Origin of the sequence: Pseudomonas sp. NA-150 (assembly GCF_044336365.1) — a bacterium.
Classification (GTDB): Bacteria; Pseudomonadota; Gammaproteobacteria; order Pseudomonadales; family Pseudomonadaceae; genus Aquipseudomonas.
The window spans coordinates 1502011-1528813 of the sequence record NZ_CP172305.1; the positions used below are offsets into that span (position 1 = coordinate 1502011).

Below are 26803 nucleotides of genomic sequence, written 5' to 3' on the forward strand. Positions count from 1 at the left end.
CGGGCTAACTCTTATTTTTGATCGGCTTGAGGGGCGCTTTTGGGTGAGGCAAACACACACTGCTGCTTAGTGGTAAGGGCTCTAGGAGGATGAGTGAACTCGCGACCGCAGTAAATCTCCCTTAGATCGAAAGTAGGTATCGTATGAGTTGGCGCCGCTTGAGTTACTTCGGATTTAGTGGTTGCGAAGCAGTATTTGGATATGGTCGCCACATAGTCACGGCCATAGCCTGCATACCGAGATGGACAGAGCAGCAGTGTGTCGCCAAATTTAAATAAAGGAAATCCTTTAATAGTGATATTTTTTTCATCATCCTTTAGTTCTTTCAATTCCCAAAGTTGTGAGTCAAATGTCCCTATGGGGTATTTTTTGCTAATAATATATTCTGAAACCTTTTGGTCCCGAAGCTTGACCGCTGATGCGGCCGAATACGCTACCAATCCGAATAGGGAGGGGGACATCCCAAAAAAAGTTAATATGACAACGATTGCTGCAATAATACAGTTTGATAATTTTTTGGATAGACTGCCCTTGCTACCGTAAAAAGTAATTATAGGAATGCAAAGCAAAAACATCCAAAAAATAGAGATTGCTCCTATCCAGACCGGACTCTGGTTGTAGGTCAGTTCCGAATGTGTCCAAGAAATGAATATTGCAGGATATATGCCTGTTAGCACAGCGAGCATGTATATCATAGAGGCAAATAGGATGAGCCCTGAGGCTCTAGCGCGGTACCACTTGGTTCCAGTGAGTTTAGCTAAATACTTTAACCGTTGTCTTTCAGTAAATGCCACTATTCCGCTTAGGCCTAATATTGCAAAAAGCCATACCACAGGAATTGATAGTCCAAATTTTTCTGAGTCGAGATTGAAGGCGGCTAAAGTTAGCAGCCCAAATCCAATGGCCATGAGTGTCGCGAATTTAATGCCGAGTTTAGCCGTATGTTTTGCTGGCAGCCCAAATAATGATATTAAGCCTCCAAAAATGAACGCCGGCATTATTATGCATATTATTACGGACAATAGCACGAGCATTGCGCAGAATAGCCATGCAAAAAGCGCTGGTCCTATCGCGATGGATGGCATGAACAAATCCACGCGTTCGATAGTTGATAGGTAGACATATAACCCAAATATTGCAGTGCCTGACGCATACAGAGATACTATAGCGGTAATGCTTTTCCAGTGCTTTGGCGCGCCCCTCAGTAATTTCCGGATCAGCTTCTTAGTTTCAGAGGGTTGATCCGCGTTTGCTGTAATTCCAGATGGTGGTTGATTCAAGAGTCTTTCCTTCTAAACTGGGTTTGCTACCCTGCGGGGTATTGGTGGGGAAATGGATGCATTTCAACGTCATCTGATTAGGATGATCGCATTGGTTAGGGTTTGCTCTGAACCGTTTGCTGGCTGAAATACGGGCTTTGTTCTGCTAAGGGCGAATATCGCTGTTGGTTATCGACATGCAATGGCTCGACTTTATTTTTTTCTGCCACCCCTTAGGCAGCTAGTTTGTTTGAGCCCGCCAGCTTTGATCACTATCAACGGGGTGGGCCACACGGATCGTAGTTCTAGGCTCGAAAGGCACTGTAGAATCAGCTGTGTTGCTATTCACGAATGGATGCCGAGTGTTTGAGTCGGACCACGATTCTCTGATTTATCATGCAACACACATGGAAAGGAAAACTGTGAAATGATCGGGTCAAGAACGCTTCACTCGCTTGCTCAGTTTCTAGAGCTATAACCTTCGCAAAATACAGAGGTGCTGTTCAGCAAGCACGGCATGCCTCATGCCAGCTTGTACCAAGAACAACTGCTCATAGAAATCCTCAACTCGCTGCAATCATCATCTTCCGATACGGTTATGCGGATTGTCGCTGAAGTGTTCGCCACTGCCGGTGATTTTCGCGCCAGGGTGAGTCCGAAGTATCGCTTTGACGAGCGTGAACAAGATCTGAAGCAATGCCTGATCCTAGACGGCTATGTGGTGGACAACAAAAAGCTTGTCCAGACGGATCCGGCACTTTCCGATTCCCCTGTTGAAGATGACTTGATCAAGGGCCTCAAGTCTTGCGGTGCCCCTAGGAGTGAGGAAATACTCTCCAAGATCAATGATTCCGCAGATGCATTTAGACGCACCCCTCCAGACTACAATGCAGCCCTCACAAATGTGCGTGTCGCGCTGGAAACATTGGCTGGAGATGTCGCAGGTGATGTGGCGACACGGCCGGACGCCCAAGGGACCTACAACCCAGCGAAGTGGGGTGAGGTGCTGACATATTTGCGCATCAACGGCGAGATAACCATTGAAGGGGAGAAGGGGCTGGCTGGGGTATTCGGCTTTCTCAGTCCTGGAGCCCACCGACCTGTTGGCATTCCTGAGGATCAGATGACACGTCTAGGTCGGTCATTTGCACTCAACATGTGCTGGTTCCTCCTGAAAAATCACGCGGTCACTTAAGGTCGTACCACCATCCGACCACCGCACACTAATCTGAACAAGGATGTTTGAATGCAACAAAAGCGTATAGCCCTGCTAATCGACTGCGACAACGTCAGCCACTGCGCCGTGGAGGGTGTGCTGGAGGAATTGGCGAAATACGGAATGGTGAATGTTCGTCATGCCCATGGTGATTGGAAAAGCGAGCACCTTTCTGGATGGGTGGACCGCCTCCATCCCTTCGCAATTCGTCCGATGCAGCAGTTCGCTTACACCAAGGGCAAAAATGCCACTGATGCGGCCATGATCATTGATGCCATGGACCTGCTTTACAGCAAAAACATCGATGCCTTTGCTCTCATGACCAGTGATAGCGACTTCACCCCCCTAGTGCTTCGGCTGCAAGAAAGTGGATTCCCAGTCTATGGCTTCGGTGAAACCAAAACCCCTTCGCCATTCGTATCTGCCTGTACCTCGTTTATCTACGTTGAGAATTTGAGGTCCACCCGTGGCGAAGACAAGGGCGAGGACAAGTTTGTTGCTGCTGACCAGCCCAAGAAGAAGGGCCGCAACGAGCTGCGAAGCGACACAACGCTTGTTCGCCTGCTGCGAAATGCCGTGGAGCAAACGGCGAGTGATGATGGTTGGTCCCATTTGAGCCACGTATCCGAGTACATCAGGAATAATAGCTCGTTCTCGGTAGTAAATTATGGCTTCAAGAAGCTGGGTGATTTGATCCGGGCATCTGAATTGTTCGACATTGACATGCGTTTTGAGGGTACGGCGATGTTTATTCGAACCATTCGTAAAGCAGTCGCCCAACCTATGGCGTCTTAACAAAAATTATCCGTGCCGACCGGAGAACTGCGCTGAAATGCGCCCATCACGGCGTCTCCTTTCCGCCCATTTGAGCCACTGCTGAAGCGCCAGATAGCGATCCTTAGACACAGTCCACTAACCCTCTCCGAAGTCCTGAAATCCTCATGAACATTTTTTCTTTTCGAGCTGACACCATCCAACACGTGTTCGCGCTGATGCTTTCAGCGGATATGAGTACCGTGCACCGCCTCACCATTTTGCCAGACCAGCATTTCCCTGATGTTGAAGTGGAGCTAGTGAGTGACATGACGGAAGAGGAGCTTCGGATAACCATCGCTGCCCTCGACGATGCGCATGTCATGGCAGATACCTTCCTCGCATGCGACTTGGGGTCGAACCCGCTACAGCGCGGAATTGATTTCGACCCGCTGCCAGCCACTCCGGAGTTTTGAACGCATGGCCACCCACTACACCAACGAAGCTGTCCGATTTCTGGATTACTACCTCGATGACGCGGCGGATGCGGAGTTCGCCGTCATGCTCAACGCACCCTGGGGAGCAGGTAAAACCCATTTCATCGAAAACTATCTCAAGGGCCGATCAGACCGCATTGATCAGGTACAAAAGCCTTGCTACCTGTATGCGAGCCTCTATGGGGTAACCTCCACATCAGCGATTAACGATCAGTTCTTTGCCCAGATTCATCCTCAGCTCAGTTCGAAGGCTTCGCGGGTTATCGGATCGGTAGCAGCCCACTGGGTGGACAAAATATCTGGCACCAAGAATAGCGATCAACTCGTCCGTGACATGCTGTTAAAGCTAGAGGGCAAGGTCTTGGTCATCGACGACTTGGAACGTTGCTCGATGAAGATCGCTGACGTCCTGGGTTTCATCAATACGTTTGTTGAGCATGAAGGTCTTAAAGTCATCATCCTCGTCAATGAGGCTGACATTCCTTCTGATCAGCGTGCCGTCTATGATCGCCAGAAAGAAAAGCTCGTGGGCAAGACCTTAGAGGTCAAATCCGATCCTGAAGAGGTGTTGCTGAAGCTTAGCGAGCGTTTTAGTTTGGAGCCTGTTAAGCAGACTGTGGCGCGTGAAAAATCGTCATTGCTTGATACGTTTTGTGCGTCTGGGAAACTAAATTTCCGCAATCTTCGGGCTATCCTGGCAGATTACGAGCGCCTCGTTGAGGCCGTCGATGTACGGTTGAGGGATAAGCCCGATGCCTTGAAGCAACTGCTGCTGTATATGGTCGCTACGGGCAGCGAGTTTCGGAGCGGTGCGCTATCGGGCGAGGCGTTCAAGTCTCTACCTAGCACCCATATCGCTCGTGTCAGCCTGTACGCTGGTACCACCACCAAGACACCGTCAGAGCAGATGTTCAGTGAGTTGTCGAACCGCTACCCCGAGGTTAACTGGGCGGACCCAATCGTTAGTCCAAAGCATCTGGCAGAGCTGTATTCCGCAGGGGTCATCAATGTTGAGGAAATCAACAAGGGTTTGGGAGAGCATCCTGCGGTGGTTGGGCACGCAAACATTCCTGCATGGCGGCTCCTGTGGAATTGGAACCAGTTGCCCAAGACCGAATACATTAAGGCTAAAAAAGAGTTGCAGGCTCAGTTAGCCGACCACAAGCTCATCCATCCTGGCCTCATTTTGCATGTGGCAGGGATCGCGATCTCTCTTCGAGAATACGGTGATCAGATCCTTGGCGAAGGGGTTGAGCCTGAGGCGTACTTCAACGAATACGTAGCTACCTTGGTCGAGCAAAATGCGTTGACTTCAAATCGAGGGCCTTTCGGCTTCGACAGTATGGCAGCCTTGGGCCTAGGGTACTCATCCGCGAATAGCCCTGAATTTAAAGCCATCTATGAAATAGTCAAACAAGCGGCTGATGGTGTCGAACGCAGGCAGATGAAGACCGTAGCTTGCAGCTACGTGGCACGATTGGAATCCAATCCTGATAGCTATTCTTCGCTCTACGAGTTCGGCGTTCAGGAAAAGAAATACGGAAATGCGCCTTTTCTGCACCATATCGATGTCGCTGATTTCTCTCGGCTGTTGATCGTCGACTCCTGCTCTAATGATCATCTTTTTGCAAGCTTGATCAAAAGATTTGAGCATAATTACCAACGCGGTTCCCCGCTCCAGGATGAGTACGATTGGTTGGGTGAAATGAAGAGCCACTTGCTGGTGATGGCTAATGCCGACATTGCTCCATTCAAAGAAGTACTGCGCCTGCGGGTGAAACACTACTTCGGGAAGATCGAGGAAGGGATTGGACGTCCAGCAGCCACCGAGTGACTGCACGGCGGCGGCCATTATGGGCGACCGACTATGGCAGTTTACGAAAAGCTAAGTGATCAAGGAAAAGGACAAATGAGCGCCCATCCCGAATACATGCGAACCTTTGAAGAAGCCGTCCTCGCTGTCGGCACAGACCCGCAGGCGTCATTCATTGGCTTTTTAATCCGACCAGAAAAGCGCTGGGTGGAGTGGTACGAAATATCGCTTTATGAAGAGGATGACTTGGATGCCGAGGTATCCATCCACTACCAAGGTGGAGCGGTGTTTTCATCCGAAGGTGAAGATGATCATTACTGCCTTTCGGACGTGCCATCGGTAGCAAATTCACTGCTCTACATCGACAGCCAAAGAATTCCTGACATGGTCGACCTTACCGCCGATTACGTGCTTCATAGATTGTTTCAAAATTTGCCCGATCCAGAAGTTCTTTGGGGTAATGCGCGAGAAGCATTCTTTACTGCTGCCGTTGATCAGGCTATTAAGTCAGGCTTGGCTACTGTTGAGGGAATGTGATGGAGCTTTCGAAATGCATTGATGCGCTCTCAAATGGCGGCATCGGCTTCATTGGAAAACATGAGGCTCCAGGCGGGGAGGTAACATTGGAGGTCCCCCGCAAAGATCTTGAGTCGTTCCTGAAGGACCCAGCCGAGTTTTTCAGCTCTTACTATGGTGTGACTGCCAGACAATTCAGGCTTTGGCAGGATACCCAATTCTCGGTAGTGTGCGCGGGTCATACAGCCCGTGACGAGCCTTGCAAAATGATTATTAAGGGCGGCTCGATGCTTACCTCCCCTCAGGAATGGGTGTCATTGCAGGGTAATTACTGCCACGTCCACGGATGAACGAAATAGGAAATCTAGGTAATCCACATGCAAAAAACTGAAAAATGGGTAATCAAAAAACCTGATGGCCAATTGCTTTTGAGCTTCGGTATCGATGCGGCACAGATCCACATCGGCTGGTTTCGTCCCGATGCCCCGGGTAAGACGAAGGAAGGAAAAAAAGGGCCGCTCACGTTTCATGCTATCGCTAAGGCTCAGGCGCTACTGACAGCATTAGTCACGCTAGTACCTAATGAGTTCAGTGACGCCGTTGTCGCTGACGTCGGATTATTGGTCGGTGAGAGCAATTGATCTGCGTGGTCTAGATTTGTTATAGCGGTGAGACAGTTGAAACCAAGGGCGGTAATCACAAAACGCTGAAGTAGTAGAGCAGTGATCACAGCATTGATGTCGTGGAGTCCTGGTCTTCCTGATTTGAAGCGTAGTTCTCGGAATGCCCAAGCATTGAACCCAATGCTTGGGCAGGGCTGTCTCCGACCCAAAATATTACTGGTCCCCAATAATGAAGATTGCAGTACCGAAATGAGAGTGTGGATATGAGCGACTTGGAAGAAGAAATGCGTCGAGCCCTTTTCGGGTCGACATCAGGAACCGAGCCTATTACTCCATTGAAACCGGCAGAGCCGCCACAGGCTGCTCGTGCAAGGGTCCGCAGACCGCGAATCCAAGTGACCATGAAGGTGTCGAAGGAGTTTGAAGGCGTAACCGAATTATTTATTTATGAGTCAGATTCTTTAAGCACACTGACCGCTGAAATCGACGCAAAAGCAGCTGCCAAAAAGCAAAAGTTTAAGTATTTCGATGTTGTTTCTGTCAAGACAGTCGGTTGACCATCGCTGACGCGATGGAGGTATCCAGCTGGGTGTTCGAATAGCAAATTTCATAAGCGCTTCTGTGAAAAAGGTTAGCTCTCGATGATGATTTACGATGGATTAGCTTTTCCGACTCAGCTCCATGCTCAGTGGGCAGCTTTTTTCAATCTGGCTGGTTGGACGTGGGCGGCAAATCCGGCTTCGGTGGCAGATTGGGTCCCGGATTTTCGGGTCAGTTTTGATTGCGGACACTCAGAATGCAGCGGCAACCACACAATTCTGATTTCTGTGCTTCCAGTCACCAATATTGATGGAGTCCTCGGGCATCCAGCTTTGAAGCACTGTTATTTAGTGGAAGACCAGCAAGGTCGATGGTTAGCTGATGCGGGTGCAGTTTTTGGTTCTACGCCTAGTGCTACTAGATGGGAAATGTCGCACGGAGCCGGGGGCGGTACGGAAGAGGTTGGTAACTGGGTAGATAATCCATCCAGTCTGTGGATCCAGGCAGCTTCAGCTATCCGGTGATGGTGTAGCCATAAAGATATATTTTTTGACGCATTTTTTTGGACTGCCATACACAGATAACAATCAATTGTAGCGGATCGCCACCGCATGCTCCGTCACCTATTGAGGCAGGTACTAGGTTGAAATATTACCTGCATTGCAACAGGGCCATTTGGTAAATAATGCGCTGAGCGATACCTGCCGACTCACTCTAAGCCACACCCGCTGGGCTTATCCGCGAAGCGGTTGGGTCATGCGGTGAAGGCAGGCACCTTACATAGTGCTCACAGAGCTTAGTCATATTGAAATGCGTTCCAATGAACTGCCCAAAGTAAAGTGGCGGGGCTCAGGTGAGCTTTTCTAGGCGACGACTTGTCTCTCCACCATTGATTTCACGGCATCGCAGGGTCGAAGGTTACGACGGACGATTCTTGTTACTTGCAACAAGGGCGCCCATTTGAGCTAGACGGCACAACGGGGAAGAAGTGCCCCGTTGTTTCTGTCCTTATCAATTGCGAGTCACTCTCCAGACAGTATTGGAGAGGTCGTCGGCAATGATGAGCGCACCGCGGGGATCGACAGTGACACCCACAGGTCGGCCACGGGTTTTTCCATCAGATCCCCGGAAGCCCGTCGCAAAATCGATTGGCTCACCCGCAGCATGGCCATTGCTGAACGGCACGAAGACCACTTTGTAGCCCACCGGATTATCACGGTTCCAACTGCCATGCTCACCTACGAATACACCGTCGGCGAACTTGTTACCCATCGCAGGGATTGAGAAATCGACGCCGAGCGCGGCGACGTGCGAGCCCAGGCTGTAATCAGGTTTAATTGCCGAGGCGACCTTGGCTGGATCTTGTGGCTGGGCTCGCGAGTCGACATTCTGGCCCCAGTAACTATAAGGCCATCCGTAGAATCCGCCTTCACGCACTGAGGTCAGAAAATCGGGAGCAAGATCAGGCCCAAGCTCATCACGCTCGTTGGCGACCGCCCATAACTGACCGGTCCCAGGCTGAATCCTCAGCGCTGTAGGGTTGCGGACGCCCGTCGCGAAGGGTTTGTGTGCTCCCGTCTGGGCGTCGACCTGCCAAATTCTCGCTCGCTCCAGCTCGATCTCCATACCGCCCTCGGTAATATTGCTGTTGGAGCCAATACCGACATACAGAGTGCGGCCATCAGGGCTTATTGCCAGTGACTTCGTCCAATGGTGATTGATCTTGGAGGGCAGTTCAGTGATTGTCGTTGGCGCACCTGTAGCCTTGGTCTGGCCTTCTACATAATCAAAGCTCACCAGCGCATCCTGATTCGCAACATAAATTTTGCCATTGGCGAAAGCTAGCCCATACGGAGCATTGAGATTTTCGGCAAAAACGGTTTTCAGTTCGTACTTCCCGTCGCCATCGGCATCGCGTAGCAGTGTAAGACGATTGCCACCTTTGACCGGGGTAATGCCCTGAGCCTTGATATAGCTTGCGATGATGTCTTTTGGCTTGAGCTTGGGCGCGTCAGTACCGCCTTTGCCTTCCGCCACAAGTATGTCGCCATTGGGCAAAACCAGCGTCTGACGCGGCACTAGCAAATCGGTCGCAATCGCCGAAACGCTATAGCCCTCGGGTACGGTCGGTCTCTGATCGCCCCAGGCCGTAGGTTCAGCAATCTTCATGCTCGGCAACAGCCCGCGTTGGGCCTCAGGCATCTTAGGGTCTGGACCGTGCTCTTCAGTGCTGTCTTTCTCGCCTCCGCAGGCGCTCAACAGTAGGGCCATGGACAGTGCCGTCAATGCATGGAAATGTCTCATCGTGCGCCTCCAGAACGTAGGTTAGTGAGTCCTGTCCATGCCGAAACGCAGCTCAGCAACGTCACGATGACAGACAAAATCAGACCCGAAGGCATGACGGCCCAGGCATCCTTGGCATGCTCGAAAGAATTAACCAACCCCAGTCCCCAAGTGACCAGAAGCAGCAAGAGATAAACTACCGGACGGCCTGATTTTTGGCTTGAGCGGATCAAATTGACCAGCGCGAACAGCAACGCCAATCCACAGAAAAGCATGCCGCCAGCGATGAGCCAGGAGGCAAAGTTGCTCCACTGAATAAGGTAGGTTTTGAAGTAAGCGATATCGCTTAATAATCCGCCAAGAAACAGCGGCACCGCTCCCGCCAACAGGACCGCGTGAAGCGGGCCGGGAAGGACGCGGTAGGGAGAATCGGCAGTGTCGGTCACGGTGGCTCCTTATCGTTCATCAACCCTAGGCCGACCCCGGCGCAAATAAATTGGGATGGGCTGGCATACGCTGGATGCGCAATAAAAAGATCGCGAGGTCAAAGTGTTAGTTCAATGCAATTACAGAGGTGGAAGGATCTCGAAAATCTAGGTGCTCCCAACACACTGGTCGATGGTCGATCCGGAAGAGAGCACAGCAGTAACCGTTCGGGCAACGCTCCTTCCTGACACCGTCGCTTAAGGAGATGGTGGCCACATAATGTGATCTGACACCATTTTTAGCCTTGTTACGCGTACGCCCACGCCACTAGTACGCCGTTCCTATTCCAAATCCTTCAAGACCCAAGTCATTGCCGAGTGTGCGCAGCCTAACACCTCGATTGCCAATGTCGCCTTGATGGAGGGAAGCAACGTGTTAATCATGCCATCGTCTGGCGGTGGCGTATGCGTCCGGCAAAGTCATCTATCTGCCTCCCGTCTACGCAAGCCCTTCTTCACTCAGTGCTTTTTGAACCGCAGGACGAACCCGAACCCGGTCATACCACGCATGAAGGTTATGCAAATTGTCGAAATGGATGTCGGCCTTGTAGTAGCTGGTCAGCCAAGCGGCCTGCCCCCAGCCTGTTAGTGCGAAGAGATAAGCGTCTGCCACAGTGAAGGAATTTCCCATAAGGTATGGGCGGGTAGCCAATTGTTCGTTAATCCAGTCAAAGCGCTTTTCCAGTTTTGGCCTGGCAGTTTCCACATATTTACCGGCGAGTGTTGCGTACAACAGGGGAATGTACCCCTTGTGAATCTCAGACGTCAGGAAGCTCAGCCATTCTTGGAGTCGATATCGATCAAGGGTGCCATGAGTGGGTACAAGTCCAAGCTCCGGTTTCAGATCGCCCAAATACAGCACAATTGCTGGGCCTTCGCGTAGGAGTGTACCGTCGTCCAACTCAATTGCTGGCACATAGCCAAACGTGTTGACGTCGCAGTAATTCTCGCCCAATTCGGTGAGGTGCTTCTTGTAATCGACCTTGATCAACGTGGCATCGAGACCTAGTTCATTTAGTACGATGTGAGGCGAAAGGGAGCAAGACGCGGGGATGTAGTACAGCTTCATTACAGACTCCAGAGCATGAGTGAGCGCTGTCATTTCCAATGGAGAGACGGCTTCAGCCCATTCTAGATGTCAGGTATAAAATAGGAAGAACGCACTATTTTGTAGTATAGGTACATAAAATATACCTACATCCGTTCAGAGATTCCGAGAATGAAAGACAACGTATCAGGATGCTCGGTAGAAGAAGCGATGCGTTTGCTGGGTGGCCGCTGGCGTCTACTCCTTGCATCCTACCTGCTCGATGGGCCTAAGCGATTCAATGCGTTGAGGCGAGACATTCCTGCCATATCGCAACGAATGCTGACCATTGACTTGCGTGCCCTTGAGGAAGCAGGGCTTGTAAAACGCACAGTATTTCCGACAGTGCCCGTAACGGTTGAGTACGAACTCACCGATGACGGCAGGCGCCTAGAGCCCGTGGTGGAGGTAATGAAGCAGTTTGGGCTATGGGTCAAGAGCCGCTAATTCATCGTCAGCGTCTGCCCACGTCGATATTGCGTTGAACATCCCTTTCGGGCGGTGGGACGGACTATCTATACAGGGTCGATTCGCCCCTCGTGACCGGCGACTCTCGACCCAATGCAGACGGTCAGCGCTAGGGCGGAAGTCGGCCATGTGCGGACGCTTACCTCGGGCCGACGTAATGCGGTCAAAGATTGCATTCGGCATGACCAAATCAAGGCGTTGACTAGATGCGCGCGCAGTGGAACCTAAGATTATTGATTGTGCGATGATGTTACGCATCACGCCCGTTGCGCAGACCTTCGCGTCGATCACCCAAGGCTCCCTACATTTCCACTCTCACGGAAGATTGCGCGTTTTGATTAAGCTAAAAAAACTGTCGAATCCTAAGCCCGTTGAAATCTCTACAAAAAACACCCTGTATGTCCGGGAGATGGCTAAGCTTAGGGCCTACTTCAAGCTTAACCCAACCGAACGGGCACGCACCCGGCCGCCGTTCGACAAGGATGTACTTGACGCGCAGTCTGTCCTCCAGGAACTCAAGCGGATCCAGCACAGCAAGTGTGCCTATTGTGAAACTATTCTCGAACACAAACCGAGTCGGTTCGTGTCCCACTATCGACCGTTGAGCAACGCGTTTGATCCTCATCAGGACGCAGAGCATCTTGAGTGTTATGCATGGTTCGCCTACGAATGGCGGAACCTGATGCTTATCTGCAAGGACTGCGATAACCATAAACTCAATTTTTTCCCGATATCAGGCAGAACCGCTATTGCACTTTCGTCCTGGAGAGCGGCCCAGCTCCGGGAAATGCCGCTCCTGCTCAACCCATTCGAGGACAATCCTTCGGATCACCTCATGTTCGATACGGATGGTGTCGCTTGCTCTACCTCTGCCGCCGGAAAAGAGACTATCAACATTCTCAACCTCAATCGGCCAGCGCTTTGCATAAAACGTAAGGAGCAGATCGGTGCGGGGCTAAAAATCATTCTAGGCAACAGCAACGAGCATGCACTAAGAGAGGCACTACGAGAATACACCGATCATGAGGTACTCCACGGAGGGGCCGTTAGGAACTGCCTGGGGCATGTCTGCCGGATACTGCAAACCCAGATCCGCCATGGCAGATACTCTGCTCACACCGATCTGATCAAAAAGATCATTCGACTCAGGAATGAGTTTTCGGTCCATGATTGGGAAGAGGCTGTTTCACGGTGCAAGAGCAATGATCTGGCGTTCGTTATCCAGAACAACGAACTGGGCGAGCTACAACCTCGGCGGTATGCCTACATCAACCGTATTGAGATCGGCCGTTTCAAGGGGGTCGAACACTTCACGTTGGATCTCGACGCAGGCCCAACTGGCCAGAGTCGTAGCGAAACGTCCTGCACAATGCTGTTGGGGGAAAACGCCACTGGAAAAAGCTCGATCCTGCAAGCTATTGCGCTGGCGCTAATGCCCAGTGGAGAGCGCCAGCGCCTACGTCTCGACCAAAAGAGCATTATTCCCTATGGCATCGACGACACCTTGATGCCCCCTCTTCAACCAGCAGTTACATTGCGCTTCAGCAATGGTGAGGCAGTAGCCCTCAGCATGAACCTGCAAACGGGCCGCCTGAAATCCGTCGGTTCCCCACATAACGTGGTCTTCGGTTATGGTTCCCGAAGATACTTCGTACTAGGGAAGTCCACGAAAGCACAGACCTGCCCCAACAGGACGCTGTTCAATCAGGCAGCCAGTCTGCCGGACCCGACTAACTGGTTGCTGAATCTCAAGGAGGAGAAAAAATTCGACGCTGTGGCACGTGCACTGGCTTCTCTGCTTTCCCTGCGCGCCGGTGAGTTCGTGGCCCGGGACGACCTTTCGATCTTCATCCAGCGCCACACTTCGCCTCTGCCCATTGAACATCTTAGTGATGGCTATAAGTCTTTGTTCGCCATGGCCGTTGACATCATGCGAGAAATGCTCAAACACTGGGATAACTTGGAGTTCGCGCAAGGCATCGTGCTGATCGATGAAATCGAAAACCACTTGCACCCACGCTGGAAGATGCGCGTGATGAGAGCGCTGCGCGACTCGTTCCCGCGCGTACAGTTTATTACGTCTACTCACGATCCATTGTGCTTGCGGGGAATGCTCGAAGGCGAGGTGCAAGTGCTATATCGAGATCGCGTTGGACACCTGCAACGCGTTGAGCAATTACCCAACGTGGCAAATTTACGTATTGAGCAGATCCTGACGTCTGACTACTTCGGGCTGGCCACCACCGAAGACCCGCTGCGTCAGCATGCACTGGAACAGCTCGCCAAATATGCCGCGCACGGAGACAGCACCTCACGCAAACGGAGCGGAGGCACCGCGACGACCTGCTGGAAAACTACGGCAGCCTCCCCATGATCGGCGATACCCTCGACCGACAGATCATCGCTCAAGCGCTGACCCGTCACATCCGTGATACGGACATCGCCACACCCTTCGAGCATGCTAGCGCCAGGGAAGCATCTGTGCGGGCAATTATCGAGGTACTAGAACGCAACAGGAAAAAGTATGGTACCCGTTAACCGCAGCCTGGTCGAAAAGCCGGCATCCCTAACCGCGCCGAATGGCGCGGGCCACCGTGAGCATTTGCGCGCAGAGATCCACTACCAGAACCCGCACACTACTGCATATGGTTTCTCTCATTACAAAGAGCCCGATGTGGTCATGGCGTTGAACACGCTGTTTCACAATAAATGCGCCTACTGCGAGGGCAAAATAACTAACACTGGCCCCATCGACGTTGAACACTTCCGCCCCAAGGGCCGAGTAGCGGGCGTGCTCAACCATCCCGGATATTGGTGGCTAGCCACTGAATGGACCAACTTGCTCGCCTCCTGCATCGATTGTAACCGCAGCCGAAACCAGACGCTGCTGGGCAGCGAAGATGACGAGCAACTGACCCAGGGCGAAAGACTAAGTGGTAAGCACGATCACTTCCCAGTGTCCGGGCCCCGGGCCACTTGCGCCACCGACGACCACGCGCTGGAGGCCCCGTTGCTAATAGACCCAACCAGCGTGGACCCCCGCGAGCATATCTACTGGAAGGTCATGGTCGACCAACCGCTGGCTGTCGCCGTCTCGCAAAACGGCCAGGCAAGCATCGACCTTCTTGGCCTTAATCGCTCGAAACTCGCGGAAGCGAGAAGAGAACTGCAACTTAAGCTGGACGAAGAGTTTCTATGTTTGAAGGCAACCATCAGCAAAATTGCAGACGAACCAACTAACGAGGGAGTCAGGGGCTGGATGCCCGTGCTGCAAATGCTCATCGATAAATTCTTTAGGCACGCCGAAGCGAACAATGAGTATTCGGCGTTCGCCCGGCACATCGTCGAATCCAGGTACGGCACGGTATCGAAAATGATGGACGCGTTGTTGGCTAGAGTTGCTGCGGACAGCCCTGTGGAATCAGCGGCTCGCTGAACCATGCTGTTGCATCGTTACACAAGGACAAAACGCCTTGCCCCCCCGGTTTTGCCGGCCACGAAAGGCAGCTATCGGCCGATTCTGTTGAAAAAGTCGACCTTCGTTTCCATTGCCAAAAAGTGCGTGTCTGAGATTGAATTCTAGAATCGTCGCAGAGGCATTCGAACTCAGATTTCACGTAGGTGCGTGCAAAAAGGCGCTTTCACCGACCAGTCTTCTGGCAGTTTGAGAAAATCGACTTTTTCAACAGAATCGGCCAAAAGATGCCCTTCGTGGAGGGCAGCTAATGACCTACTTAAACTATGTCAATTCAATTCAAATGTGATTATCTATTAATGACAATCAACGAAAAAGCCACCACTAACAAACAAGGGGTAAAAAGCCCTATTTATCTTCTTAGAAGCCAGACTCTTTCGAAATGGTTGCACGCCAACAGCCACTGACGGCAAACTAAGGTGCAATATCGAAACTTTGCCACTCTGGAGTGTCACCCAATCGCAAAATAGTTTTTATTAAGTCCGCACAGACAACACCTGCCTGCTTTAAAATTTCTTTCGCTTCAGTTCTTTCCTCTAAAATCATTTTTGCTTTAGTTGGCTGCTGGCCGTTGTGCACCATTGCGCTTCTATAAGTATAAGTTGCCTTGACGATGTCTCGTATACGGCTCCGCTGGGTTAGATCGCTACCAAGAAGCCTTGCTGTTCGTGTTGTAACCTTATGAGTGACCTCACTCGATTCGTTTCCTCCTACTAAAGATTCCAGCGCAATCGAAAGGTCAATTGCCCTATCGCCCAAACTACCTCGGCGGAGCGCGAGATTAAAACGCTCTAAGGCCACGCGAACCTTTAATTTGGCTTGAGTGTTCAAGCGCTGAAAATCAGAAATGATATTTTGAATTTCTGAGAGATCCACAGGCTGATAAACTTGACCCGCGCGTGGAATGGTTTCAATTGAACGAGCGCTCCAAGAGCTTAGGAAGTCGCCATAGCACTTCAAATCGGCGTCTTCGTACTCCATCCAGATGGCTGTCCCTATAACAGGATTATAACCAATCAAAGTTATAAGCATGGCGATGTCGTGAAACTCTTCCATTAGGCCAGCAATTAAATTCTGATCTTTCGCCAGCTCATCCCATTGCTGCTGCTCTGGAGCATATTTATGCACGCAATATTTCAGTTCCATCTGCCCTACAAGCGCACCCCCGGGAGAATCACTGATTACCCTTGGTATTGTCCAACTGCACTTAAATCCTCTATCTGCACCAGGGACGAAAAATTTCTTCTGAGCACTTTCCGGCAGCTTGGACAAAGGCAATAACTGAATATTCTCAGTCAACTGCAAAGGCTCTTGAATTGAAAGCCCCCACAAGGTTTCAACCAAATTAACATTGCCATTCTTTGTAGCTAAGACGCGAATAAGCCAAGCAATTGCATCTGGCGTGGAGCCACTTTTTTTTGCTCGATACAACATCGCCTCAATAGATTTGTTTGGATATATTCCGCTTCTCGTTATCGCCGACCGGAGAGCATAGTTATCATCTCCAGGAAACCGATTATCACGCCTTAGAATCGGTTCAATTTTTTTTATGATCGCATTAAGCTGTATCGAGGCGGGTCTGGAAATTTCAATGTCGGTGGATTCCAGCGCGTTTGCCAATGGTACTGGTCCATAGGGCGTTAGCACGCTACTAGCCATTGCATCATTTAGAGCGATTCCCAGATCATCCAATATTGTTTCTGAACGACGCTCGGGTATCTGAATCGAGGTATCCCTTGTATATTCTTGTGCTTTAGTGGAATCAGACATTAGCCTTTCCTAGTAAATTGTGCTCACACGAGTGCATAATAGATTTCACTTTATCATCTATTTTTGCCTTGCCTGAGCTTCGCCCGTCGGCCTATCGTACTGAACTCAGCTTATCAACTGCCTCACCAGACTAACAGTTGTAAAGAGTAGAAAGTGCTTCGGTTCATGGCCGGAAGCAGTCCATCGCCAACGATTGTTTTTGGCCGAACGCTACCATTCGCCACCGGCAGCTTTGGGTCGATAGTCGCCGGTCACGACCGGCGATTCTCGATGCAATAGAGCACTTCGCGCCTGGCGGCAGTCAGCCAGAAGCGCTCAACGTGCGCTCAACGTGCGCCCACGAAACCTGCGGCGATTCATCCTGTTTCAGCTGCTCTCAAGCGCTGCATGGAATATCCTTGCGCCACGCAATCTCCTAAAGCAGTGAATTGAACGATGGGTTTTGAACAACTAGCTGAACTACGTGAGCGCCTGCAAGCTGAAAAAGCGCATGCAGGAGCCGATAGCGCGATACACCTCAAGCCGAAGTCCTCCCCGCAGGCGAAACCTCGTGACCAGGATCCAGCGCTTAAAGCGATCTGGCCATTGCAGAAGCATTTTCCATTGGCCTTCCCTGTGAATCCAGCTCCCAAAGTTTCGCTTAAAGAAGGGATTTTGAAGGATGCTGAGCAACACCTGGAACTACTCGGAATAACACGCGAACAGCTTAAGCTTGGCATCTCCACGTGGTGTCGAGGCACTCGGTACTGGGTAGCCATGGTTGAGAATGCACCCCGCTTAGACTTGAGCGGTCAGCACGTGGGCACTGTAACCGCCGATCAGGCGCTACATGCGAAGCAGCAAGCTTCGCGGCAACGCAGCCAATGGCGTAGTCGGGAGAAATCAAAGGCGCTCGTGCCGGCCGTCACTTCCGATACGGGTTCAGAGCAGGCTAAGGGCTGAACACAATCGCGCTTTGCATCGTGCGCCCAACTACGAGGATCACTGGCAAGGCGCGTGCTCACTGCTTAGCCGCACGCTCGATGGACCTGCAAGCAACTGGCAAAGAGATTCAACGGCTGTTGGGTTGGGTAGCTGCCAAAACGACAGTCCGCATTTTTGCCGACTGCCGACTCCCGACCGGCACGAGGGCCTTCGTTGTATCGTTTTTGACGATGGCGTGCGGCGTGAGGTGGTCAAATTGAATCCAGGCTGATGGTCAGCACGACCGCATGCCTTGTCAGCTGGATTGCAGACAAGTGCTCAACGCCATGCAGTTGCCCCTACAGGTTGCTTGGGTTTGATCACCGGGTTTAAGCGTAATACTGTAATTATGAACGAGCCGTAAAAGGTCGGGGGGGACGCCGCCCACCCCCTGAACCTATTCCGCCTAGCGGATTCCTAACGGGACCTATCGATGAACGCTGTAACCCATGCCCTCAGTAACCTGGCAGTTCGAGTATTGAGACGAGTGCGGCTACAGGTGCTTCCAGCGAAGATCCAACAAATCAGAAAAGCTACGGTCAACAGTTTTTCAGGGTGGTGGCTAATTGATGTCGCTGTTGGCATGATGCTCAGCATCAAAGGCTGGTTGCAGCTCCTTCGATTCTGTACACACCTGGACCTCAACCATAAGTGGCAAATCTTTCCACCCGCGTTCCTCCAGCTAATTCCACCCACTCTCTCCAAAGTCCCATCATCGCCATGAATATTTTTTCTTTCCGCGCAGATGCTATCCAGCATGTCTTCGAGTTGATGCTTTCGCCTGGCACCAGAGCAGTGCACCGTCTGACGATCCTTCCAGATCAGCTTTTCCCAGATGTTGAAGTCGAACTGGTGACTGACATGACAGCGGACGAGCTTCGTCCAATCATCGCAGGCCTCGACGATGCACACGTGATCGCCGATACATTTCTCGCGTGCGATCTGAGGTCAAACCCGCTTCAGCGTGGAAACGATCCCTATCCGTTTCCCGCCGAACCTGAGTATTGAGCACATGTCCAGCAAGCACACCAACGTACTGCCGGAGTTTGAAAGGTGCGAGGCCGGCAGCCAGTGAGAGTGTGCGGCGGTTTCTGTCTCATTACACAACACCAACATGGGTAAATAAGCTGCGAGGGAAATGGTCATGCCTTTACGCTCGCGTGGCCGCCACGGCCGTAGTTTAGTAAATCGTTTCTACTTACGCACGCGCAACAATTGTGCTGGATTGGGCCGACTGATGTTTGTGGTGTCCCGCACCCAGTCGGTCTTGGCAATCCCGGACAATAGCTGTTGCCATAACGATGAGCCTGTAGGTGACATCACTACGATGTTAGAGTCCGACTAATTCAGCGAGGCTTTTCAGACAGACATTGAAAACCAAGCAACTACTAGACTGCCCACTTCCCAAGTAAGAGGGGAATTGGTATCACTGCTTAAATTTGTAAAATTCGCTTTATAGATCAAATCGCTCTATTAGATCCTCTGTTTAATGCCATTTATGCATGTGCAATAATTTTGCAAGGTTTGGATCCAAGAGCTACAGTACTTTACACAACAAGTTCGACGGCATGAATGGACACAGCTGCCTGCTTGAGTGGATTTATAGAGGTGCTAAGTTCTAGCGGTAGCGACAGAATGACTCAATGGTGGTGTTGATTGAACATCCATAGTCGCACCCATAATGACGAAATTTTATTAATCAGACGTCCTCGCTAACGGTAAAAAATCGAGAACCGTCTGTCGAGGGTGTTGATCGCTGAATTACCCACTGTTTGTCGATTATCAACAGGCTTTGGAGGAAAATACATATACCCAGCGCATTTCGTGAGAGTACTTGTCAAGGAACTACGTCCACCGAAATGCCGAATTGAGTAGGGCTACATCTATAACTAGGACATACCAGCCACCTCAATCAGCCTCCCAGCTGCAAAGGACAGACCGACGCCATCTTCGTTGAGCAAATGGGTGCGCCAAGCGGAACCCTGCCATTTTACCGCGCTTCAACGCTGGCGATTACTGCGATACCGAGATCCAATCTATATTCTGCATGGAGGCACTTTGAACCAGGCTTTTTATTATGGACATCTCCGAGCGGCGTATCTGGTCACGATGCTTGGGCCGGTCCTCCTGATTGCCTCCCTACCGGCATGGAGTCAGGTCGGACCAGGCACTATCACCTCAACGGTCACTCGGACCAGCGGAACCGATACTGTCGTCGGTAACACCACTATTTCACCGACTTCCGGCTCGGCCATCCGTTTGAGCGGGACCGGGCAGCTTGTATTGAACAGCAGCGCCGGTCCAATCGTGGTGATGTCGAGCGCCTCGCTCCAACACGCGTTGTACGTTCTGGGCAGCGGGCTCATCACCAATACCGGGTTGTCACCTCTGTCGATTTCGGCGAGTGGTGCAGGGGCATCGGCAGTCCAGGCTGAAGGGAGTGGCAACGTCACGCTTTCTGGCGCAACTATTCGGACCACAGGCGCCGCCACTGTGACGAGTTCCGTTATCGGCGCCTATGGTGCCTTTGCCCTGGGAGCCAACACGCAGATGAGCCTGACCGGCGGCTCGATCACCACCACGGGTGAGTCGGCCATCGGTGCTTACGTCCAAGGCGGCAAACTGGCCTTGTCCAATGTGGCAGTCCACACCGAATCCTTGACCGCGCTCCTCTTCGCTGGCAACTCGTACGGCGCCTATGGCATCAATACGGCAGCAGGTGGGCAGCTCACGGCAAACGGAGGTTCGGTGGTCACCGACGGCGCGTTCGGCATTGGCGTGAGATCCTCCGGGGTGAATGCGAAAACGACAGCAACCGACCTCACTGTTCTGACTCGGGGCAGCAGCGGCTATGGGGTCCAGGCCAGGGATAGCAGCATCACTGAGGTAACGCGGGTCGGGGTGCAGACGCTCGGTTCGTTGGGATATGGCATGTATGCCTGGCGCGCGGGCGCGAGCATCACCGGGACGGACACCACCGTCGCGACGCAGGGAGCCGATGCCTACGGCGCTTATGCGTTGGCTAATGGCAACATCACGCTGAACCGTGGCTCGATAGCGACGCAGGGCGCGCGGGCATCGGGGCTGGTTGCCAGTGGGCCTGGGGCTGTGGTGAACGCCACCGATGTAAGCGTGCAAACGTCAGGTCGCACTGCGATCGGTGTCTACGCCATGGACAGCGGCCAGGCAACAATGCTGCGCGGAAATATCAGCACAACCAATAGCTCGGCTCCGGGTGCTGTCGCTGACGGCGTGGGCAGTCTTGTGGCGTTGACCGATCTTTCGGTGACCACGACGGGCGCCGGCGGCCATGGCACGAAGGTTTCTAATGGCGCCACGCTAACGGGATCCGGTGTAACGGTGAATGCCAACGCGGCCGATGCCAGTACCTTATTTATAACCGGCGCGGCGGGTACCACTGGTAACGCCAGTTTCACTGGCAGCAACCTGACCAGTAGTTCGGCTCCCTCGATCGCCATTGCTGGCGGCGGAGCACGGGTCGACCTGAGTGATACCCATGTCACCGGCGACCAGCTGTGGTTGCGCGTTGCCACTGCAAACGCCTTTGTTGCTTCGGCACGGGAGGGGCTGCTGATCGGCGCACAACCGTTGTCCTCAGACCCGCTCGGCGAATTGTCGGCGACACCCGGCGTGGAGACGCTACAAGCCGGAACCAACCCTGGTAGCGCAACGATCACCGCAACAAACTCGACCATTACCGGCGCGGCATTGACCGAAACCGGCAGCACTGCAAATCTCACCTTGGTGAACAGCCTCTGGAACCTCACCGGCAACTCCAACCTGACGAGTCTGATCAACGATCCCAGTCTGATCAATTTCACGGCACCGGCCGGCGGTGTGTTCAAGACGCTCACCGTGAACAGCTATAGCGGCGACGGCCGTATCGCGCTCAACACGGTGTTGGGCGCCGACGCCTCACCCTCGGACAAGTTGATAATCAATGGTGGCGGTGCCACGGGCAGCAGCAGCCTGCTGATCAAGAACGCTGCCGGGAGAGGAGCACTGACGACCGGAAACGGCATCCTGGTAGTCGATACGTTGAATGGAGGGACCACCGCGGCCGATGCATTTCGCCTGGGGGGCCGTGTTGTCGCCGGACCTTATGAATACACATTGCAACGTGCGAGTGTTGACGGTAGTAACGATCAAGCTTGGTTTTTACGCTCCACAGCAGAACCGACACCGCCTGCACCACCGACCCCACCCGGCCCGCCTGGGCCAACACCACCGACACCGACGCCACCTACACCACCTACGCCGCCCGAACCACCACGTCCGAACTACCGCCCGGAAACCTCGCTGTACAGCGCGGTCCCGGCAATGGCGCTGGTCTACAGCCGCGCGCTCATCGACACCCTGCATGAACGGGTAGGTGAGGAGCGTCGCCTGAGCACCGACCCTCTTCCTACCGAGGATCAACAAAACTATGGCCCATCGCTGGGTTGGGGACGATTGATTTATCGCAGTGGTGAAAAGGATCAAGGCGGCAGTGCTTCCGGCAGCAGTCCGGGTTACAACTATGACCTCAACGCCTTCCAGGTCGGTCTGGATTTGTACCATGCAGCAAACTCCAGTGGCGCCACTGACCAGGCGGGTCTGTCGCTGTCGGCCGGGACCCTGAGAGGCGGCGTCACACACACCACCCGCCTCAACGCTGGCGACGACACCTTGCGTACCGTGGGTTTGGGTGGGTACTGGACGCACTTTGGCCCGGCAGGCTGGTACGTGGATGGCGTCTTGCAGTTCAACCACTTTGACGTCGAGTCCCGACCCAATGAAATCGGCAAGCTGACCACCCACGGCTGGGGCTACACCGCGTCGCTGGAAGGCGGGTATCCGTTCGAGGTCAAAAAGGACCTGTTCGTCGAGCCGCAAGCGCAGTTGATATACACCACCGTCGATCTGGACAGTAGCAGCGACATTGGTGCCGATGTCCGCTTTGAAGACGTTAACTCACTGATCGGCCGGCTGGGTGTGCGCATTGCCAAAGATTGGTTTCGCGAAGATAAAGGCAAGTGGCTGCGGACCAATGCCTGGGTGCGCCCCAGTGTCTGGCGCGAATTTAAGGGACAGCCGAAAACAGAGTTCTCCTCAGAAAGCGGGTTCGTACCCTTCGAGTCCGATATTGGCGGCACCTTTGGCGAGGTCAACCTGGGCCTCGACGTTGAGGCCGACAAACGTACGACCTTTTACGTCTCTGCCGGTTACCAGCAAGCATTTGACGGTAACAGCCACGGCTATGAAGGAATGCTCGGGTTCAAAGTGAAATTCTAGATCAGCATGCGAACCCGTTGAAATGGCCGACAACGTTAGGCGGCTGCTCATAATTTTCCAGCGGATTAGTGGGTTGAGTAGGGGGTCTGGCTTCTGGTCTAAAGCGCCACAAACATGACCTATGGATGCCCGGCAGGAGACACGAACTTGGAACAGCAGGAAAGTCTGCCCTGAAGGCTTCCTGTCAGAGTGAGTGGTGGCTGACAACGTTCAAGGAGCTAGAACCATGCGTACTCGTTTGCTCTGCCGCACCCAACCGTCCTCCGAAAACGGAAAGCACAATAATAATTGCGTGCTTGGCCGCAGTGCATTGATGCTGTTGTTGCAAGTTCCCATCGTCTGCTATGCCCAGGTTCCGACGGGTACTTATACAACGACCCAGTTCTACAGCGGGGTTAACACCGTTGGTCCCAATACATATTTCAGGCCGGTTTCAGGCATCGGCGTACAGCTGAGTAATGCGAACCTGACCTTTGACCCCTCGGTTTCAGCGCTAGTCCCCCCCATTGGAATTACAACGACGGCGGCTACAACCTTCGCTATCGGGCTGTACGCCAGCAATAGTGCCGTCACGATCCTTGCAGGCAGCTCGAACATGGCGATCACTACGAGCGGGGTCTTTGGCTACGGTATCTATGCGCTAGGTACATCGACGGTCACTGCCGCGAACCTCACGCTGCGTACAAGCGGACAGGCGGCCACTGGGGCATGGATATCCGGCAGCCAAGCGAAGATGACGTTGAACAATTCGACCATCACGACCAGCGGACCCGCCAGTGGAATAACGGGGGCCTATGCCGTACTGGCCGATAACGGAGGCACGGCAACGGTGTCCAACAGTGTTATCAATTCGAGTGGCTCAGTCGGCGCCGGCATCATTGGAGATGCTGGAACTCTCAACGTAGACAACACAGCCATCCACACAACGGGCACAAACGTTCTCAGTGGCGGGGCCAGCTATGGCAGCTATGGCATCAATGTACAACACGGTACCAACGCCACGGTTAATGGTGGTTCCATCCTCACCGAGGGCGTGACCGGGACCGGCCTGCGTGGGTCAGAAAGCTCGACGATGTCCGCGGATAGCATCAGCGTTGAGACGCGCGGCAACACGGCTAATGGCGTGGCGGCACTGAGCGCATCCAAGATTACGACGTCGAACGTTACTGTACTTACCACAGGACTCACTTCTTATGGTGCCTCGGTGACCGGCCCTGGCAGCACCTTAGCGATGTCTGGAGGCAGCATCACGACGACGGGGAATCAGTACGCACATGGCGTCATCGCCAAAGCGGGAGGAGCAGCCACGCTGATCAATCCCAGTGTCAGCACCAGCGGAATCTCTAGCATGGGCATTGTTTCCACTGGCTCTGGCAGCTCGGTTCAAGTAACTGACGGCACCACGACGACAAGTGGTCAAGGCGCTCACGGTCTCTATGTGGAGGATGCTGCGACGTTATCCGCTAATGGGCTTCAGCTGACAACCCAGGGCTTAGGTGCTGTTGGGGTCGTAGTCGACACCAGCGCAAAGGCGCAGTTTGGTGCTGATGCAGCCGGCGCATCCGCTACGATCACCACCAGCGGCGCTGGTTCCGACGGCGTGCGGGTAGGCAGCGGCGGCGTATTCTCGGCGGCCAATACGATAATTCATGCCCAAGGCGCAGGAGCCCATGGCATCTCTCTGATTGGCGCCTCTGGCTCGGTCGGTCGCCCGGCGGCAGTGCCCGGCGGATCATCAGGTGGCGACTTGGGGATCGAGAATAGTGCGGGCGGGCCTCAATCTTCCGACGAATACACCGGAGCGATATCGGCCCCATCATCATCGAGCGAAGTCGCCTCGCTGAGCGACGGCACATTGACTTCAGATAATGGTGCCGCTATCCACGTCTCCGGGCCCGATGCCACTGTCAATCTAACTCATGCGACAGTGACTGGTGGAACAGCACTCATAGATGTTGTTGCCGGAGCAACCCCTGGCATATCCACCGTCAATGCCAGCGCATCGACCCTCACCGGCAGGGCCGCTACTCAGTCGGGAAGTACCTCCAACCTGTCGTTGCAAGACCGCTCGATCTGGAACGTAACTGCCGATTCGAATTTAACGGACCTGACCAACTCGGCCAGCCTGATTGCTTTCACGCCTCCGTCGGGGGGCGTATTCAAGACCCTGACGGCGACGAACTACACAGGTAGCAATGGTGTGATCGCTTTGAACACTGTGTTGGGGGGCGACGGCTCACCTTCGGACAAGCTCGTCGTTAGCGGCGGCTCGGCTTCGGGGAACACCGGTCTGCGCATCACGAATGCGGGCGGTGCAGGCGCAGTCACGTTGGGCAATGGCATTGAGGTTGTAGACGCCACCAATTCTGGTACAACGGCGCAGACGGCCTTCGTGCTGAGTCACAGGGTAGTTGCGGGACCCTATGAGTACACATTGCAGCGTTCCAGCGTTGACGGTAGTAACGATCAAGCTTGGTATTTGCGCTCTACGGAAGAACCGATGCCACCGACTCCACCGACCCCACCTGAACCACCTGAACCACCACGCCCGAACTATCGCCCGGAAACCTCGTTGTACAGCGCGGTGCCGGCAATGGCGCTGGTCTACAGCCGCGCGCTCATCGACACCCTGCATGAACGGGTAGGTGAGGAGCGTCGCCTGAGCACCGACCCTCTTCCTACCGAGGATCAACAAAACTATGGCCCATCGCTGGGTTGGGGACGATTGATTTATCGCAGTGGTGAAAAGGATCAAGGCGGCAGTGCTTCCGGCAGCAGTCTGGGTTACAACTATGACCTCAACGCCTTCCAGGTCGGGCTGGACCTCTATCATGCTGTGGACACCCATGGCGCAACCGACCTGGCCGGTCTGTCGCTGTCGGCCGGGACCCTGAGAGGCGGCGTCACACACACCACCCGCCTCAACGCTGGCGACGACACCTTGCGTACCGTGGGTTTGGGTGGGTACTGGACGCACTTTGGCCCGGCAGGCTGGTACGTGGATGGCGTCTTGCAGTTCAACCACTTCGACGTCGAGTCCCGACCCAATGAAATCGGCAAGCTGACCACCCACGGCTGGGGCTACACCGCGTCGCTGGAAGGCGGGTATCCGTTCGAGGTCAAAAAGGACCTGTTCGTCGAACCGCAAGCGCAGTTGATATACACCACCGTCGATCTGGACAGTAGCAGCGACATCGGTGCCGATGTCCGCTTTAAAGACGTTAACTCATTGATCGGTCGGCTGGGTGTGCGCATCGCCAAAGATTGGTTTCGCGAAGATAAAGGCAAGTGGCTGCGGACCAATGCCTGGGTGCGCCCCAGTGTCTGGCGCGAATTTAAGGGACAGCCGAAAACAGAGTTCTCCTCAGAAAGCGGGTTCGTACCCTTCGAGTCCGATATTGGCGGCACCTTTGGCGAGGTCAACCTGGGCCTCGACGTTGAGGCCGACAAACGTACGACCTTTTACGTCTCTGCCGGTTATCAGCAAGCATTTGACGGTAACAGCCACGGCTATGAAGGAATGTTCGGTGTGAAGGTGGCGTTTTAGTCATAAGTCGGCCGCGCTTGAAGTCTTTCCAGATTGACCAGAGGTTAAGGGGAAGCGGAAAACCTGCGCTAACTACCGCGGTCATCGACTCGCCGGTGTATTCAGGCCTCGGAGCTTGTCACTCAACTCCCACTTCAGCCTCATCACTTCCAGCGCAAGCGAATCCCGCTCTTTCGCAGCCTCAGTATGCATGCCGACCAGCTTGTGGACGCT

Annotated in this window: 23 protein-coding genes; 17 read left to right on the top strand and 6 right to left on the bottom strand. The window is 53.3% G+C overall.

Annotated features, from left to right (window positions below):
* Positions 1-11: 11 nt before the first annotated feature.
* The gene (locus tag ACF0H7_RS07270; RefSeq protein ID WP_397452099.1) at positions 12-1280 is read right to left on the bottom strand and encodes a hypothetical protein; all 1269 of its coding nucleotides are present in this window, start codon (positions 1278-1280) and stop codon (positions 12-14) included.
* Positions 1281-1776: 496 nt separating this feature from the next.
* Here ACF0H7_RS07270 and ACF0H7_RS07275 point away from each other — a divergent pair, with 496 nt between their 5' ends.
* From ACF0H7_RS07275 to ACF0H7_RS07315, 9 genes are all read left to right on the top strand, one after another.
* Positions 1777-2454: a hypothetical protein gene (locus ACF0H7_RS07275; protein WP_397452100.1), complete on the top strand. Its 678-nt coding sequence runs from the start codon at positions 1777-1779 to the stop codon at positions 2452-2454.
* 51 nt (positions 2455-2505) lie between these two features.
* Complete coding sequence (locus ACF0H7_RS07280; protein WP_397452101.1) at positions 2506-3270, top strand: NYN domain-containing protein; 765 nt, start codon at positions 2506-2508, stop codon at positions 3268-3270.
* Positions 3271-3416: 146 nt separating this feature from the next.
* Positions 3417-3704 (top strand): hypothetical protein, encoded by a 288-nt coding sequence (locus ACF0H7_RS07285; protein ID WP_397452102.1) that lies wholly within the window; start codon positions 3417-3419, stop codon positions 3702-3704.
* 4 nt (positions 3705-3708) lie between these two features.
* Complete coding sequence (locus ACF0H7_RS07290) at positions 3709-5559, top strand: P-loop NTPase fold protein (protein WP_397452103.1); 1851 nt, start codon at positions 3709-3711, stop codon at positions 5557-5559.
* Positions 5560-5634: 75 nt separating this feature from the next.
* Complete coding sequence (locus tag ACF0H7_RS07295) at positions 5635-6075, top strand: hypothetical protein (protein WP_397452104.1); 441 nt, start codon at positions 5635-5637, stop codon at positions 6073-6075.
* Between the two features lie 356 nt (positions 6076-6431).
* Positions 6432-6695 (top strand): hypothetical protein, encoded by a 264-nt coding sequence (locus ACF0H7_RS07300; protein ID WP_397452105.1) that lies wholly within the window; start codon positions 6432-6434, stop codon positions 6693-6695.
* A gap of 14 nt (positions 6696-6709) precedes the next feature.
* Positions 6710-6769, top strand: coding sequence for a hypothetical protein (locus ACF0H7_RS07305; RefSeq protein WP_397453850.1), 60 nt, complete (start codon positions 6710-6712; stop codon positions 6767-6769).
* A 171-nt stretch (positions 6770-6940) separates the two neighbouring features.
* On the top strand, positions 6941-7234 hold the full coding sequence (locus tag ACF0H7_RS07310; RefSeq protein ID WP_397452106.1) for a hypothetical protein: 294 nt from the start codon (positions 6941-6943) through the stop codon (positions 7232-7234).
* Positions 7235-7318: 84 nt separating this feature from the next.
* Entirely contained in the window at positions 7319-7741 is a 423-nt protein-coding gene (locus tag ACF0H7_RS07315) for a hypothetical protein (RefSeq protein WP_397452107.1), read from the top strand.
* Positions 7742-8228: 487 nt separating this feature from the next.
* On the opposite strand, the gene ACF0H7_RS07320 is transcribed toward ACF0H7_RS07315, so the two are convergent.
* The 3 genes from ACF0H7_RS07320 to gstA form a co-directional block, all read right to left on the bottom strand.
* On the bottom strand, positions 8229-9521 hold the full coding sequence (locus ACF0H7_RS07320) for a PQQ-dependent sugar dehydrogenase (RefSeq protein ID WP_397452108.1): 1293 nt from the start codon (positions 9519-9521) through the stop codon (positions 8229-8231).
* A complete protein-coding gene (locus tag ACF0H7_RS07325) occupies positions 9518-9946 on the bottom strand; it encodes a DUF2231 domain-containing protein (protein ID WP_397452109.1) in 429 nt (142 codons plus the stop codon). Before ACF0H7_RS07325 ends, ACF0H7_RS07320 begins: the two co-directional genes overlap by 4 nt.
* Positions 9947-10424: 478 nt before the next feature.
* The gene (gene gstA, locus ACF0H7_RS07330; RefSeq protein WP_397452110.1) at positions 10425-11054 is read right to left on the bottom strand and encodes a glutathione transferase GstA; all 630 of its coding nucleotides are present in this window, start codon (positions 11052-11054) and stop codon (positions 10425-10427) included.
* Positions 11055-11204: 150 nt separating this feature from the next.
* On the opposite strand from gstA, the gene ACF0H7_RS07335 reads away from it, so the two are divergent.
* From ACF0H7_RS07335 to ACF0H7_RS07350, 4 genes are all read left to right on the top strand, one after another.
* Entirely contained in the window at positions 11205-11519 is a 315-nt protein-coding gene (locus tag ACF0H7_RS07335) for a winged helix-turn-helix transcriptional regulator (RefSeq protein ID WP_397452111.1), read from the top strand.
* A 265-nt stretch (positions 11520-11784) separates the two neighbouring features.
* Positions 11785-13914: an AAA family ATPase gene (locus ACF0H7_RS07340; protein ID WP_397452112.1), complete on the top strand. Its 2130-nt coding sequence runs from the start codon at positions 11785-11787 to the stop codon at positions 13912-13914.
* Complete coding sequence (locus ACF0H7_RS07345) at positions 13911-14078, top strand: hypothetical protein (protein WP_397452113.1); 168 nt, start codon at positions 13911-13913, stop codon at positions 14076-14078. The genes ACF0H7_RS07340 and ACF0H7_RS07345 overlap by 4 nt, the downstream gene beginning before the upstream one ends.
* Positions 14065-14976 carry a hypothetical protein gene (locus tag ACF0H7_RS07350; protein ID WP_397452114.1) on the top strand — a complete coding sequence of 304 codons (912 nt, stop codon included), beginning with the start codon at positions 14065-14067 and terminating at the stop codon, positions 14974-14976. Before ACF0H7_RS07345 ends, ACF0H7_RS07350 begins: the two co-directional genes overlap by 14 nt.
* Before the next feature lie 453 nt (positions 14977-15429).
* Here the strand turns inward: ACF0H7_RS07350 and ACF0H7_RS07355 are convergent, their stop codons facing one another.
* Complete coding sequence (locus ACF0H7_RS07355; protein ID WP_397452115.1) at positions 15430-16785, bottom strand: hypothetical protein; 1356 nt, start codon at positions 16783-16785, stop codon at positions 15430-15432.
* A 435-nt stretch (positions 16786-17220) separates the two neighbouring features.
* Here ACF0H7_RS07355 and ACF0H7_RS07360 point away from each other — a divergent pair, with 435 nt between their 5' ends.
* Both ACF0H7_RS07360 and ACF0H7_RS07365 read left to right on the top strand, forming a co-directional pair.
* On the top strand, positions 17221-17727 hold the full coding sequence (locus tag ACF0H7_RS07360) for a ProQ/FinO family protein (RefSeq protein WP_397452116.1): 507 nt from the start codon (positions 17221-17223) through the stop codon (positions 17725-17727).
* 672 nt (positions 17728-18399) lie between these two features.
* Positions 18400-18756 carry a hypothetical protein gene (locus tag ACF0H7_RS07365; RefSeq protein ID WP_397452117.1) on the top strand — a complete coding sequence of 119 codons (357 nt, stop codon included), beginning with the start codon at positions 18400-18402 and terminating at the stop codon, positions 18754-18756.
* Between the two features lie 1145 nt (positions 18757-19901).
* On the opposite strand, the gene ACF0H7_RS07370 is transcribed toward ACF0H7_RS07365, so the two are convergent.
* Complete coding sequence (locus ACF0H7_RS07370) at positions 19902-20114, bottom strand: hypothetical protein (protein ID WP_397452118.1); 213 nt, start codon at positions 20112-20114, stop codon at positions 19902-19904.
* A gap of 127 nt (positions 20115-20241) precedes the next feature.
* Between ACF0H7_RS07370 and ACF0H7_RS07375 the strand changes: the two genes are divergently transcribed.
* Both ACF0H7_RS07375 and ACF0H7_RS07380 read left to right on the top strand, forming a co-directional pair.
* Positions 20242-23043: an autotransporter outer membrane beta-barrel domain-containing protein gene (locus tag ACF0H7_RS07375; protein ID WP_397452119.1), complete on the top strand. Its 2802-nt coding sequence runs from the start codon at positions 20242-20244 to the stop codon at positions 23041-23043.
* A 226-nt stretch (positions 23044-23269) separates the two neighbouring features.
* Entirely contained in the window at positions 23270-26590 is a 3321-nt protein-coding gene (locus ACF0H7_RS07380; RefSeq protein WP_397452120.1) for an autotransporter outer membrane beta-barrel domain-containing protein, read from the top strand.
* The last annotated feature ends 213 nt before the right edge of the window (positions 26591-26803 follow it).